The organism is Aneurinibacillus migulanus (assembly GCF_001274715.1).
Taxonomy (GTDB): Bacteria; Bacillota; Bacilli; order Aneurinibacillales; family Aneurinibacillaceae; genus Aneurinibacillus; species Aneurinibacillus migulanus.
In genome coordinates, this window is record NZ_LGUG01000004.1 from 760,954 (window position 1) to 773,304 (window position 12,351).

Below are 12,351 nucleotides of genomic sequence, written 5' to 3' on the forward strand. Positions count from 1 at the left end.
ACGAGCGTCATTGAAACCTTCCTGCCGCCGAAAAAAGAAGCGGGTCGTATATTGAGCGGCGATGTGCAGGATCAAGTGAAAGAACTGGTACAGCTTCTTCGCAACGAAGCGAAAGTAATCTAAGGTCAGAGGGGGACGAGCGATATGAGCAAAAAAGTATTGGTAGTAGCAGAAGCAAGAGACAAAAGCTTACGGAACGTATCCTTTGAGGCGCTGACAGCAGCGCAACGCATCTCGGAAGGCGGCGACATCGTCGCGGTAACCTTCGGCAGCGATGCGGCCAACTATGTGGCTGAGCTGGGGAAATATGGAGCCGTAAAAGTTTATGCGGTTGCAAACAAAGAGCTGGATACGTATACGACAGATGCGTATTTCCAGGCCTTGCGTCAGGTCATTGAAGACGTTCAGCCGGATGCCATTCTCATGCCACATACAGCGATCGGAAAAGACTTGGCACCGCGCATTGCCGCTCGCCTTGGCCTTGGCCTCGTATCGGATGTGATCGATGTACAGGTAGAAGGCAGCAAGGTCGTGTTCACCCGCCCGATTTATGCGGGGAAAGCGTTTGAGAAGAAGACCGTAACGGACGGTACCGTGTTTGCCACAGTACGGCCGAATAATATCGCAGCGGAGGAAACGGGCGGTTCGGCGGAGAAAGTTGACTTCAATGCAGAGATCAAAGACCTGCGCACGATCGTAAAGGATATCGTACGCAAAACGGCAGGCGGCGTGGACTTGTCGGAGGCGAAAGTCGTCATATCCGGTGGCCGTGGCGTGAAGTCGGCGGAAGGGTTCAAACCGCTGCAAGAGCTGGCAGACGTATTGGGTGGTGCAGTTGGCGCATCTCGTGGCGCATGCGATGCCGAATACTGCGATTACTCCTTACAAATCGGCCAGACCGGGAAAGTAGTCACACCTGATCTGTACATTGCGGCAGGTATCTCGGGCGCAATCCAGCATCTGGCGGGCATGTCCAGCTCCAAGGTTATTGTCGCGATTAACAAAGACCCGGAAGCGCCGATTTTCCAGATTGCGGACTACGGCATCGTTGGTGACCTGTTTGAAGTCGTTCCTCTGCTTACAGAAGAGTTTAAAAAAGTTCTAGTGTAATTCAGGCTTTACTCTATATTGTTAGAAGCGAAGCAGCGCCATATATGGTGCTGCTTTTTCCCGTGTGATGATACACTTTTCACTTTGCATATGATGTTTCGTCGGTGGATATTTTGAGGTAAGGATGGTATACTGTTACTGGTATATCTCTGCTATATACCATCAGTGAAACATTTGAATTCAAGTAGGAACTTGAGATAAAAGGAGGAAGTTACATATGGCAATTGTAAATGTAACAGACAACACATTCCAAAATGAAGTAGAGGGCAGCGGCACAGTACTCGTTGACTTCTGGGCTCCTTGGTGCGGTCCCTGCAAAATGATCGCTCCGGTTCTTGAGGAGATTGACGGTGAGATTGGCAGCAAAGTCAAAATCGCAAAAGTCAATGTTGACGAAAATCCGGAATCCGCACAGCGTTTCGGCGTAATGAGCATCCCGACACTGATGCTCGTAAAAGACGGCCAGGTAGTTGACAAAATCATCGGCTTCCAGCCAAAAGAGAGCCTGTTAAGCGCTATTAACAAGCATCTGTAAACTTGCGATATGTCAAGTCCTCCGGTTCTATAATCGGAGGACTTCTTCAATTCAGGCTTAATGTAAGGTAAGCAGGCCGCACAACCGAGTCGTTTTTTTCTTGGTTCATAGTGTATGTTTCGGTGTGCGCCCTGCTTATCTTCAGCAGCTATTGTATCTGTTTTTGAGAGGAAGGGAAGGCAGAATGGACACATTGAAAGAGAAGCTCAGTCTTTTGCCCGATAAGCCAGGCTGTTATCTAATGAAGAATATAGCCGGAGAAATTATCTATGTCGGTAAAGCCAAAGTGTTAAAAAACCGTGTTCGTTCTTATTTCACGGGCAGTCACGATGGAAAAACGCAACGTCTTGTTCAGGAGATTGTTGATTTTGAATACATTGTCACCTCTTCGCCGGTTGAAGCACTCTTATTAGAATGCAATCTAATTAAAAAGCATGACCCACGCTATAATGTGCTGCTTAAAGATGATAAAACATATCCTTATATTAAAATTACAAACGAAGAACATCCGCGCCTCGAAATCACTCGAAAAGTCATAAAAGACGGTGCCAAGTATTTCGGTCCATATGCTAACGCAGGGGCTGCCCAGGAGACGAAAAAGCTGTTGGACAGACTTTACCCTCTTCGCAAATGTAAAAATATGCCGAAAAATGTCTGTCTTTATTATCATATGGAACAGTGTCTTGCTCCTTGTGAATATGAGGTCGACACGAAGCAATATGAAGAGATGATCGAGCAAATTACCAAGTTTCTAAATGGAAATTATGGAGAAATTAAGCAGACGCTTAAGCGTCAGATGGAAGAGGCAGCGGAAAATCTCGAATTCGAGCGAGCCAAAGAACTACGCGATCAAATCCAATACATCGAAGCTATTATGGAAAAGCAGAAAGTCACATTCAGTGACAACATTGACCGTGATGCCTGGGGCTATTATGCTGACAAAGGTTGGATGAGTGTACAGGTCTTCCACATTCGTCAGGGTAAAATGATTGAACGCAATGTCGCCTCGTTCCCGTATTATAGCGAAGAACATGAAGATTTCATTTCTTATGTCGCTCAATTTTATTTAAAGGAGCATGTTCGTCCTAAAGAGATTCTTCTACCTATAAGTGAAGAAACAGAAGGGTTGGAAGAAGCGATAGGGACGAAGCTGCTTTTTCCGCAGCGCGGACCAAAAAAACAATTGACAGATATGGCCCGGGAGAATGCACGCATTGCTCTGGAAGAAAAGTTCGCACTTATGGCGCGTGATGAAGCAAGGACGGTTCAGGCGGTACAGAAGCTTGGAGATGTGTTAGGTATCGGTTATCCGAAACGTATCGAAGCGTTTGACAATTCCAATATTCAGGGGGTCGATCCGGTTTCGGCCATGATTGTATTTACGGATGGTAAGCCGGATAAGAAGGAATACCGCAAGTACAAGGTGAAAACGATCGTCGGTCCAGATGATTACGGTACGATGAAAGAGGTGGTGCGCCGCCGTTATACGCGTGTATTGAAAGAAGGATTGGTACTGCCGAACTTAATTGTTATTGATGGTGGTAAGGGTCATATTGCGGCCGCAGTCGATGTACTGGAAAATGAGCTAGGCTTATTTATTCCTGTCTGCGGCCTGGCTAAGGACGAAAGACATCGCACAGCTCAGCTATTGGTCGGCGATCCGCCCATTCCAGTTGAATTGAAGCGGGACAGCAATGAGTTCTATCTTTTGCAACGCATTCAGGATGAAGTGCACCGATTTGCCATTACATTTCATCGTAGCACCCGGGGCAAGACGATGTTCCAGTCCAAGCTGGACGATATTCCAGGCATAGGTGAGAAGCGCAAAAAGCTTCTCTTGAAGCATTTTGGCTCTATCAAACGTATGAAGGAAGCATCTGTGGATGAGTATAGAAACCTTGGAATCGGAGATAAATTGGCACGTCAAATTCTCGAACATTTGCGCGAGGAACAAGAAGAGACGGCTAATCAATCAGAATAAAGACGGTTGTCTTTTTGATTCGTGTATGATACTATGTGTACAAATTGAATATTCACATTATCAACGCCTCACTTAACAAGGTGAGGTAGAGGCGCGAAAACCATAAGTACCCCGCCGGAGGAATGAGAATCCGGAGAAAGCGGGAGAAAGGGGAATTCGCCGAAATGGCAGAACGAATCTCAACGTCTGCTGTTGGGTCTGCATTGAATAGGTGCAGGACTGTCACCGGATTATCATCCCAGATAGCCGGTGGAGCACTATCTCGCACAGGGAATTGGGAAGTGGGCGTTAGCTGTAAAGATTCGATTATATACAAGACAACAGCTAAGGCAGACGGCCTTTGTGTTGTCTTTTTTGTTTTGTCTACGTCATCTCTCTATCCTTCATATGTGCGGGATACCTGAACACAAACAGAAGAACGCAAATGTCAAGGAGGAAGCGAGAGATGAGTCTTATCGTACAAAAATTCGGCGGAACGTCTGTCGGTACCGTTGAACGAATTCAGGCGGTAGCCCGGCGTATTGTATCAGCCACGCAGGCTGGACATAGCATTGTGGCAGTTGTCTCTGCCATGGGAAAATCTACTGATGTTCTGGTCGATATGGCCAAACAGATTACTGATATGCCGGGACCACGTGAGATGGATATGTTGTTGACAACCGGGGAACAGGTATCCATCGCGCTATTGACTATGGCGCTTCAGGCAATAGGACAGGATGCTGTTTCTATGACCGGTTGGCAGGCTGGTATTACAACAGAAGACGTACATATGAAGGCGCGTATTGATCATATTGATGAATCACCGATTCGGCAAGCTTTACAGGAAGGCAAAGTCGTTATTGTTGCCGGATTTCAGGGGGTTTCCCCAAGCGGTCAGATTACGACGCTTGGACGAGGCGGATCGGATACGACAGCGGTGGCCTTAGCGGCGGCACTTCAGGCGGACATGTGCGAAATATATACGGATGTGGACGGAGTGTATACAGCGGACCCGCGCCTCGTTCCTTCCGCCCGGAAGCTAACTAGCGTCTCTCATGATGAGATGCTGGAGCTTGCGACTTTGGGTGCGGGCGTACTACACCCTCGTGCGGTAGAATGCGCGAAGCAGCACCGGGTACATTTGACTGTACGTTCAAGTTTTAATGAAGAAGAAGGAACGATAATTAAGGAGGAGCCGGATATGGAACAAGGACTGGTTGTGAGCGGGATTGCCCATGATAAAAACGTAGCAAAAATTACAGTAGCGGATTTGCCGACAAAAGTAGATGCAATGGCTAAACTTTTTGCAATTTTAGCTAAGGAACATATTAATGTAGATATTATTGTGCAGAGCGCCTATGAAGCGAACACAATGAATGTCTCGTTCTCCGTTAGCGGAGATGAGGTCAAGAGAACACTCGATGTGTTGCTAGCACATCGGGAGACGCTCCAGTTCGGGTATGCGGTAGCCGAAGAACACCTTGCTAAAGTATCAATTGTCGGTGCGGGTATGATTACGAATCCGGGAGTGGCTGCACAAATGTTCAACTGTCTGGCTGATACAGGCGTGGAAATGAAAATGGTTTCTACCTCTGAGATAAAAGTCTCGTGTGTAATTCCTATGGCACAGATGGAAGAAGCTGTGCGCAGCTTGCATGCTTCGTTTGAATTGGATGCAAAAGAAGCTGCAGTTGTACACGGAGTTTGCTAATTTTATATTTTCTTCAAAGAAAAAGAGCTCACCGTTTTGGAACGGATGAGCTCTTCTTTAATGGTTAAGAAAGCAAAGAAAAAATCACGAGGCGCTGCCACACAGCGGACCATTAGCTTCTGTGTCGAAAAAGGATGAGAGAAGGCGCCTGCGAGTTTTTCTTATACTGCGATTTTGTCATTGCGTAGTGAAACAGGCAAAAGGCCGGCGGAAGCTAGGCGGCGGCGAACCAGAACACCTATGTAGGAAGCAGCCGCAATCTTGATAAGATCGGGGATTATAAATAATCCCATACCGATTCCGAATGCTTGACTCCATGGCAGGTGCGTGACAAATTTCAACTGGGTTACTCCCAATGCGTAAATAATGATTAATCCAACAATATTAGCAAGAAACGCACGAAGGAATGTGATATCCTTACCTTTAAGCATGGTTCCTATGACGAATACGGCCACGGCATAGCCGATTAGGTAGCCACCTGTACTGCCGACAAGTATGCCTAGCCCAGCTTTGAATTGCGCAAATACCGGAATGCCTATTGCGCCGAGTAGCAAGTATAGAAGAACAGCGATCGTTCCATAGCGTCGGCCCAGCATAATTGGGATAAGTGCAAGGGCAAAGTTCTGCAAGGTGAATGGAACTTGCGGAATGAATAAAATGGAAATTTGAGCAAAAACTGCAATGAAGGCGCAAAATAATGCCGACAAAATGAGCATTTTAACGTTTTCAGATCGCATAATTCTCTCCTTATTATAATGTGTTAACTTATTTTGTTTTTTAAGTTTACAAAGAAGCGATAGTTTTTGTCAATATTGACATTAGTCTGTAAAAACTTTAGTATTGAACTAACTCAAAGAAAGACGGAATTAAATGATTATAGCTCTTATCAAGAGAGGCGGAGGGACTGGCCCGATGAAGCCCGGCAACCCCGTACATATGTACGGATAAGGTGCCAATTCCAGCAGGACGGATGAGCGTTCTGGGAGATAAGGGGAGGTTACGTGCGATATGAACGCCTCTTCCTTATAGGAAGAGGCGTTTTTTGATGGAGGCCGGAGATAACAGAGCGGATAAAGATGAGGAAGGAGTGAGCAAGCGCATGGTACGGAACATGATAGTGGACGAAATAACGCTGGAGTGCGGCGATACGTTAAAGCAAGTTAACATTGCATTTGAGACGAGTGGAACGCTGAATGAGGAGAAAACAAACGCGATTCTGGTGTGTCACGCGCTTACCGGCGATGCATGCGCGGTTGGAGACGAGAATACGCCAGGCTGGTGGGAAGGACTTATTGGCCCGGGACGTTATATCGATACGAATAAATACTTTGTGGTAACTGCCAATGTGTTGGGAGGCTGTTGTGGCACGACAGGACCCGCATCTGTTCATCCAGAGACAGGAAAGCCGTACGGTTCGGATTTTCCCGTCGTTACCATTCGCGATATGGTTCAGCTGCAATACAAACTGGTGAAGGGGTTAGGGATCGAGAAGCTGTTTGCCATTGTCGGTGGCTCCATGGGGGGCATGCAAGTATATGAATGGGCGGTAATGTACCCGGAGATGATGCATCTTGTTCTACCGATCGCTACGTCAGCTCGGCTATCCGCTGTCGCCATCGCTTATAATGATGTAGGTCGACAGGCGATCCTGTCTGATCCAGAATGGAATAAAGGACACTATTACCCGGGGAAAGGGCCGGTGAACGGATTATCGATCGCCCGGATGCTAGGAATGATTACGTATCGAACGTCAGATTTGTTCGAATACCGTTTTGGCCGACGTCTGAAAGATGAACAGAACGTAACGCAATTCGACTGTACATTCAATATCGAGAGTTATTTGCGTTATCAGGGACAGAAACTGGTTAGCCGCTTTGACGCCAACAGCTATCTCTACCTATTGAAAGCAATGGATCTGCATGACATTGGCAGGGGGCGTGGCGGAATTAAGGCAGCGCTTGATAAGGTGCAGGCTAAGGTACTTTCTGTGGCAATTTCGAATGATTTGTTATACCCTGCCGACCATCAGGAGGAAGTGGTAGAGATGCTGAGAGCGATGGGAAAAGAAGTGGAGTATCATTTTGTCGAATCCATTTACGGTCATGATGGATTTCTTGTCGAATTTGTAAAGATTGGACCGCTAGTAAAACAATTTATTGAAAAGCATGCAAGCCTATGTAGTCACTCTACCGCTCCCCGTTAATTCAAACGGATTATCGGGGTATTTCGACAATTTGTCGGCCGCTTTCCTTGACGCTGTCCCTTTCACGGAGTAAAATAAATTTGTCACAAAGTCTTCATTTATTTTTAAGGCTTCCTCAGGAAGCTTTTCTTCATGTCAAGCATGTAAGATGGAGTGGGCAAAGGGGGAATTCCAGAGAGAAAAACAGAGTGGTGGGAAAACCTAGAACGGGTAGAGAAGTTGGAGAGAGTTCGGATGTGTCGAATGTTTTTGTGAAAAATGTGTCAAACTAGAAAACCTGAAGCGTATCCTTGTGAAAGGGGGAGTCTATGCAATGATGAATCACCGTCATTTTTTTAACCGTAAACTACATTCCCTGCTAGGGGTTGTACCGATCGGGGGATTTTTGTTCGTTCACTTGCTGACGAACTTTTATGCTACACGCGGCGAAGCAGCCTTCCTTGAGCGTGTTGAAATTATGGAAGGGATTCCTTTCGTATCTCTGATCGAAATCGTCTTTATTTTCTTGCCTATTTTGTACCATGGTATCTATGGGTTATATATTGCATTCCAAGCTAAGAACAATGTAGGTAACTACGGATTCTTCCGTAATGTCATGTTCATGTTGCAGCGTGTAACAGGCGTTATTACGCTCATTTTTATTACATGGCACGTGTGGGAGACGAAAATGCAAATGGTACTTGGAAATGTGGAAGCGACAGGCTTTTTCACATTGATGAATGAAATCCTAACCAATCCATTTATGTTGGTCTTCTATATTGTTGGCTTGCTATCCGCAACATTCCACTTTGCAAATGGTCTGTGGAGCTTTGCTGTAAGCTGGGGTATCACAGTAGGCCCTCGTGCGCAGCGCATTTCCACATATGTGACAATGGTTATTTTCGTGTTAATGTCGGCAATGGGATTACTGGCTCTGTTCTCCTTTGCGAATCCCGTTGATGTAGCACAAGCAATTCAAAAATAGGGGGTTAGAGCATGAGTAAAGGTAAAGTTATCGTAGTTGGCGGCGGTCTGGCAGGCTTAATGTCTACAATCAAAGCTGCTGAAGCCGGACATCCGGTCGAGTTGTTTTCTCTTGTTCCTGTAAAACGCTCTCACTCTGTTTGTGCGCAGGGCGGTATTAACGGGGCGGTAAATACAAAAGGTGAAGGGGATTCTCCGTGGATCCACTTTGATGATACGGTATACGGTGGGGACTTCCTCGCAAACCAACCACCTGTAAAAGCAATGTGTGATGCCGCACCTGGCATTATTTATATGTTTGACCGCATGGGCGTTATGTTTAACCGTACACCAGAAGGATTGATTGACTTCCGTCGTTTCGGGGGTACACAGCATCACCGTACAGCTTTCTCTGGGGCTACGACTGGGCAGCAGCTTCTGTACGCTTTGGACGAGCAAGTACGCCGTTGGGAAGTAAACGGTCTTGTTACAAAATACGAAGGCTGGGAATTCCTATCCGCAGTTATTGATGATGAAGGCGTATGCCGTGGTATTACTGCACAGAACTTGCGCTCAATGGAAGTGAAATCTTTCAAAGCAGACGCGGTTATTCTCGCGACAGGTGGCCCTGGTATTATTTTTGGTAAGTCTACGAACTCCGTTATTAATACGGCGACAGCTGCATCTGCAGTATATCAACAAGGAGCGACCTACGCGAACGGAGAGTTTATCCAGATTCACCCGACTGCGATTCCTGGGGATGACAAGCTGCGTCTGATGTCTGAGTCTGCTCGTGGTGAAGGTGGACGCGTATGGACGTATAAAGACGGTAAGCCATGGTACTTCCTGGAAGAAAAATATCCAGCTTATGGTAACCTTGTTCCACGTGACATCGCAACACGTGAAATTTTCGATGTTTGTGTTAACATGAAGCTAGGTATTAATGGCGAGAACATGGTATATCTCGACCTGTCACATAAGGATCCGCATGAGCTGGATATTAAGCTGGGCGGTATTATTGAGATTTATGAGAAGTTTGCCGGTGACGATCCGCGTAAAGTTCCAATGAAAATCTTCCCTGCTGTTCACTATTCCATGGGTGGTCTGTGGGTCGACTATAACCAAATGACGAAGATTCCTGGTCTGTTCGCTGCGGGTGAGTGCGATTACTCCCAGCACGGTGCGAACCGTTTGGGTGCTAACTCCTTGTTGTCGGCAGTATTCGGCGGTATGGTAGCTGGACCGAAAGCGATTGAGTATATTCAGGGATTGAACAAGTCTTCTGAAGATGTTTCGTCTACCGTTTTCGATGCACAAGTGAAGAAAGAACAAGAGAAATACGATCGTATTACGAACATGACAAGCGGTACGGAAAATGCGTACAAGATTCACCGTGAGCTTGGGGAATGGATGACTGACAATGTAACGGTTGTTCGCTATAACGATAAATTGAAGAAAACGGATGAGAAAATCCAAGAGCTCATGGAACGTTATCAGAACATCAACATTAACGATACATCCAAATGGAGCAATGCAGGCGCTTCTTTCACTCGTCAGCTGTGGAATATGCTTACGCTTGCTCGCGTTATCACCATTGGTGCGCTTGAGCGTAACGAAAGCCGTGGTGCGCACTACAAACCGGACTTCCCAGAACGTGATGACGAAAACTTTATGAAGACTACGATGGCTAATTTCGACCCGACAACCAATGCACCGAAGATTTCGTACGAAGATATCGATGTGTCGCTAATTAAACCTCGTAAGCGTGACTACTCGACAAAACACGAAGTAGCCGAGAAGAAATAGCAGAAAAAAAGGGGTGAAGAGAAATGGCTGAACAACAAAAAACCATTCATTTGATTATCACCCGTCAGGACGGCCCTGATGGAACGCCATATAAACAGGAATTTAAAATTCCGTATCGTCCGAACATGAATATTATCAGTTGTCTGATGGAAATCCAGCGTAACCCGGTAACGGTCGATGGTAAGGAAGTTGCTCCGATCGTATGGGAAATGAACTGCCTCGAAGAGGTATGTGGTGCTTGTTCCATGGTTATTAACGGCAAGCCGCGTCAATCTTGCACGGCGCTCGTTGATAAGCTTGAACAGCCGATTCGTCTGGAGCCAATGAATACATTCCCGATCAACCGCGACCTTGCTGTTGATCGCAGCCGCATGTTTGATGCGTTGAAACGTGTAAAAGCATGGATTCCGATTGATGGTACACATGATCTCGGACCTGGACCGCGCATGCCAGAGGTAGATCGTCAATGGGCATATGAATTATCCCGTTGCATGACTTGTGGCGTATGCTTGGAAGCATGTCCGAATGTAAATGACAAGTCTCCGTTCATTGGTGCGTTTGCGATCTCCCAGGTACGTTTGTTCAATGAACATCCGACTGGTAAGATGAATGCTGAAGAGCGTTTGGAGGGTCTAATGGGTGAAGGAGGCATTACCGATTGTGGTAACTCGCAAAACTGCGTGCAATCCTGCCCGAAAGGTATTCCGCTTACCACGTCCATCGCTTCGATGAACCGTGCTACAACGGTATATTCAATTAAGAATTTCTTCCGTAGCTAATACAGACATACAGCAGCACTCCGCCACTTTGGCGGGGTGCTGTTTTTTGATAGTAAAAAACTTTTATTTGTTATCTAATTTTTCTTATTTGGTTGACATATAAAGTGGCGTCTCTTTATAATTAATGTTAACCTTACTATAAAATGCGTTTACAATATGAGGAGGGGCCATGCAGACACCAGTATTAGAAACAAAGCCGAAGACTGATTGGGAAACGCTTGCAGAGGAAGTGCTCGCAGGTAAGAAACTTACGAAGGAAGAAGCGTTGAGCATTTTACAGGCACCGGATACCGAAGTACTGACATTGCTTCAGGGAGCATACCGTATTCGCAGCTACTACTATGGGAATAAAGTAAAGCTCAATATGATTATTAATGCGAAAAGCGGGCTCTGTCCGGAAGACTGTGGCTATTGTTCTCAATCCATCGTCTCTAACGCACCGATAGAGAAGTATCCACAACTTTCTAAAGATGTATTGGTCGATGGCGCCGCTAAAGCGAAAGAATCAAAAGCAGGTACATACTGTATTGTCATGAGCGGCCGTCGTCCAACCGATAAGGAAGTAGATAATGTGGTCGAGGCAGTGCGTGAGATAAAAGATCAGCATAATATGAAGATTTGCGCTTGTTTGGGGCTGATTACACCAAATCAAGCAGCAAAACTAAAAGAGGCGGGCGTTGATCGGTTCAACCATAATATCAACACATCGGCAAGCAACCATAAAAATATTACATCTACTCACACGTATGATGACCGTATCAACACATTGAATGCTGTTAAGGAAGCAGGTATGTCTCCTTGTTCTGGCGTTATTCTCGGTATGGGTGAAAGTGATGAAGAGATTGTTGATATGGCATATGCGTTGTATGAAATTGATGCCGATTCTATTCCAGTTAACTTTTTAAATGCGATTCCGGGCACTCCATTGGAATCGATGAAAAAGCTGGGAGCAATAAAGTGCCTTAAAGCACTTGCACTATTCCGTTACATTAATCCAACAAAAGAAATTAGAATCTCCGGCGGCAGGGAAGTAAACTTACGCCATCTGCAACCGATAGGGTTGTATGCCGCCAATTCAATATTTGTGGGAGATTATTTGACAACAGATGGTCAGCGAACACAATGGGACCATGAAATGATTGAAGACCTTGGATTTGAAATTGAAGAGTGTGCATTCGATAGTGAGCCTCCTGTATTAAACCGGGACAAATGAATAAGCAAGTACCATATAAAAGCTTCCCTTGAATAAAACGAGGGAAGCTTTTGTGTCGATAGAATATTTTGTTAAAATAGTAAGAGAATAAG

At 45.8% G+C, this 12,351-nt stretch carries 10 protein-coding genes, 1 pseudogene and 2 riboswitches; of the genes and pseudogenes, 10 read left to right on the plus strand and 1 reads right to left on the minus strand.

Annotated features, from left to right (window positions below):
* The 5 genes and pseudogenes from AF333_RS32605 to AF333_RS05465 all read left to right on the plus strand — a co-directional run.
* A pseudogene (locus AF333_RS32605) lies at positions 1-123 on the plus strand (electron transfer flavoprotein subunit beta); the annotation flags it as partial.
* A 21-nt stretch (positions 124-144) separates the two neighbouring features.
* Positions 145-1,110 carry an electron transfer flavoprotein subunit alpha/FixB family protein gene (locus AF333_RS05450; RefSeq protein ID WP_053432658.1) on the plus strand — a complete coding sequence of 322 codons (966 nt, stop codon included), beginning with the start codon at positions 145-147 and terminating at the stop codon, positions 1,108-1,110.
* A 217-nt stretch (positions 1,111-1,327) separates the two neighbouring features.
* Positions 1,328-1,645, plus strand: coding sequence for a thioredoxin (trxA, locus tag AF333_RS05455; RefSeq protein ID WP_043066295.1), 318 nt, complete (start codon positions 1,328-1,330; stop codon positions 1,643-1,645).
* A 184-nt stretch (positions 1,646-1,829) separates the two neighbouring features.
* Positions 1,830-3,626, plus strand: coding sequence for an excinuclease ABC subunit UvrC (gene uvrC / locus AF333_RS05460; protein ID WP_043066294.1), 1,797 nt, complete (start codon positions 1,830-1,832; stop codon positions 3,624-3,626).
* 78 nt (positions 3,627-3,704) lie between these two features.
* Positions 3,705-3,894: riboswitch (Lysine riboswitch) on the plus strand.
* Positions 3,895-4,071: 177 nt separating this feature from the next.
* On the plus strand, positions 4,072-5,316 hold the full coding sequence (locus AF333_RS05465) for an aspartate kinase (RefSeq protein ID WP_043066293.1): 1,245 nt from the start codon (positions 4,072-4,074) through the stop codon (positions 5,314-5,316).
* 161 nt (positions 5,317-5,477) lie between these two features.
* Here AF333_RS05465 and AF333_RS05470 read toward each other — a convergent pair whose 3' ends face one another.
* Entirely contained in the window at positions 5,478-6,053 is a 576-nt protein-coding gene (locus tag AF333_RS05470; protein ID WP_043066292.1) for a biotin transporter BioY, read from the minus strand.
* A gap of 143 nt (positions 6,054-6,196) precedes the next feature.
* Positions 6,197-6,309: riboswitch (SAM riboswitch) on the plus strand.
* 52 nt (positions 6,310-6,361) lie between these two features.
* Here AF333_RS05470 and metX point away from each other — a divergent pair.
* The 5 genes from metX to bioB all read left to right on the plus strand — a co-directional run bounded on the left by metX (position 6,362) and on the right by bioB (position 12,259).
* Positions 6,362-7,519 carry a homoserine O-acetyltransferase MetX gene (gene metX, locus AF333_RS05475; RefSeq protein WP_235355892.1) on the plus strand — a complete coding sequence of 386 codons (1,158 nt, stop codon included), beginning with the start codon at positions 6,362-6,364 and terminating at the stop codon, positions 7,517-7,519.
* Positions 7,520-7,832: 313 nt separating this feature from the next.
* The gene (locus AF333_RS05480) at positions 7,833-8,483 is read left to right on the plus strand and encodes a succinate dehydrogenase cytochrome b558 subunit (protein ID WP_043066291.1); all 651 of its coding nucleotides are present in this window, start codon (positions 7,833-7,835) and stop codon (positions 8,481-8,483) included.
* Between the two features lie 11 nt (positions 8,484-8,494).
* On the plus strand, positions 8,495-10,267 hold the full coding sequence (gene sdhA / locus AF333_RS05485) for a succinate dehydrogenase flavoprotein subunit (RefSeq protein ID WP_043066290.1): 1,773 nt from the start codon (positions 8,495-8,497) through the stop codon (positions 10,265-10,267).
* Positions 10,268-10,290: 23 nt separating this feature from the next.
* Entirely contained in the window at positions 10,291-11,046 is a 756-nt protein-coding gene (gene sdhB, locus AF333_RS05490; protein ID WP_043066289.1) for a succinate dehydrogenase iron-sulfur subunit, read from the plus strand.
* Between the two features lie 169 nt (positions 11,047-11,215).
* The gene (gene bioB, locus AF333_RS05495) at positions 11,216-12,259 is read left to right on the plus strand and encodes a biotin synthase BioB (protein WP_043066288.1); all 1,044 of its coding nucleotides are present in this window, start codon (positions 11,216-11,218) and stop codon (positions 12,257-12,259) included.
* The last annotated feature ends 92 nt before the right edge of the window (positions 12,260-12,351 follow it).

Excerpts from the sequence above, each read along its gene's own strand:
- AF333_RS05450 (WP_053432658.1), top strand. The coding sequence starts at position 145 with ATGAGCAAAAAAGTATTGGTAGTAGCAGAAGCAAGAGACAAAAGCTTA.
- trxA (WP_043066295.1), top strand. The coding sequence starts at position 1,328 with ATGGCAATTGTAAATGTAACAGACAACACATTCCAAAATGAAGTAGAG.
- uvrC (WP_043066294.1), top strand. The coding sequence starts at position 1,830 with ATGGACACATTGAAAGAGAAGCTCAGTCTTTTGCCCGATAAGCCAGGC.
- AF333_RS05465 (WP_043066293.1), top strand. The coding sequence starts at position 4,072 with ATGAGTCTTATCGTACAAAAATTCGGCGGAACGTCTGTCGGTACCGTT.
- AF333_RS05470 (WP_043066292.1), bottom strand. The coding sequence starts at position 6,053 with ATGCGATCTGAAAACGTTAAAATGCTCATTTTGTCGGCATTATTTTGC.
- metX (WP_235355892.1), top strand. The coding sequence starts at position 6,362 with ATGGAGGCCGGAGATAACAGAGCGGATAAAGATGAGGAAGGAGTGAGC.
- AF333_RS05480 (WP_043066291.1), top strand. The coding sequence starts at position 7,833 with ATGATGAATCACCGTCATTTTTTTAACCGTAAACTACATTCCCTGCTA.
- sdhA (WP_043066290.1), top strand. The coding sequence starts at position 8,495 with ATGAGTAAAGGTAAAGTTATCGTAGTTGGCGGCGGTCTGGCAGGCTTA.
- sdhB (WP_043066289.1), top strand. The coding sequence starts at position 10,291 with ATGGCTGAACAACAAAAAACCATTCATTTGATTATCACCCGTCAGGAC.
- bioB (WP_043066288.1), top strand. The coding sequence starts at position 11,216 with ATGCAGACACCAGTATTAGAAACAAAGCCGAAGACTGATTGGGAAACG.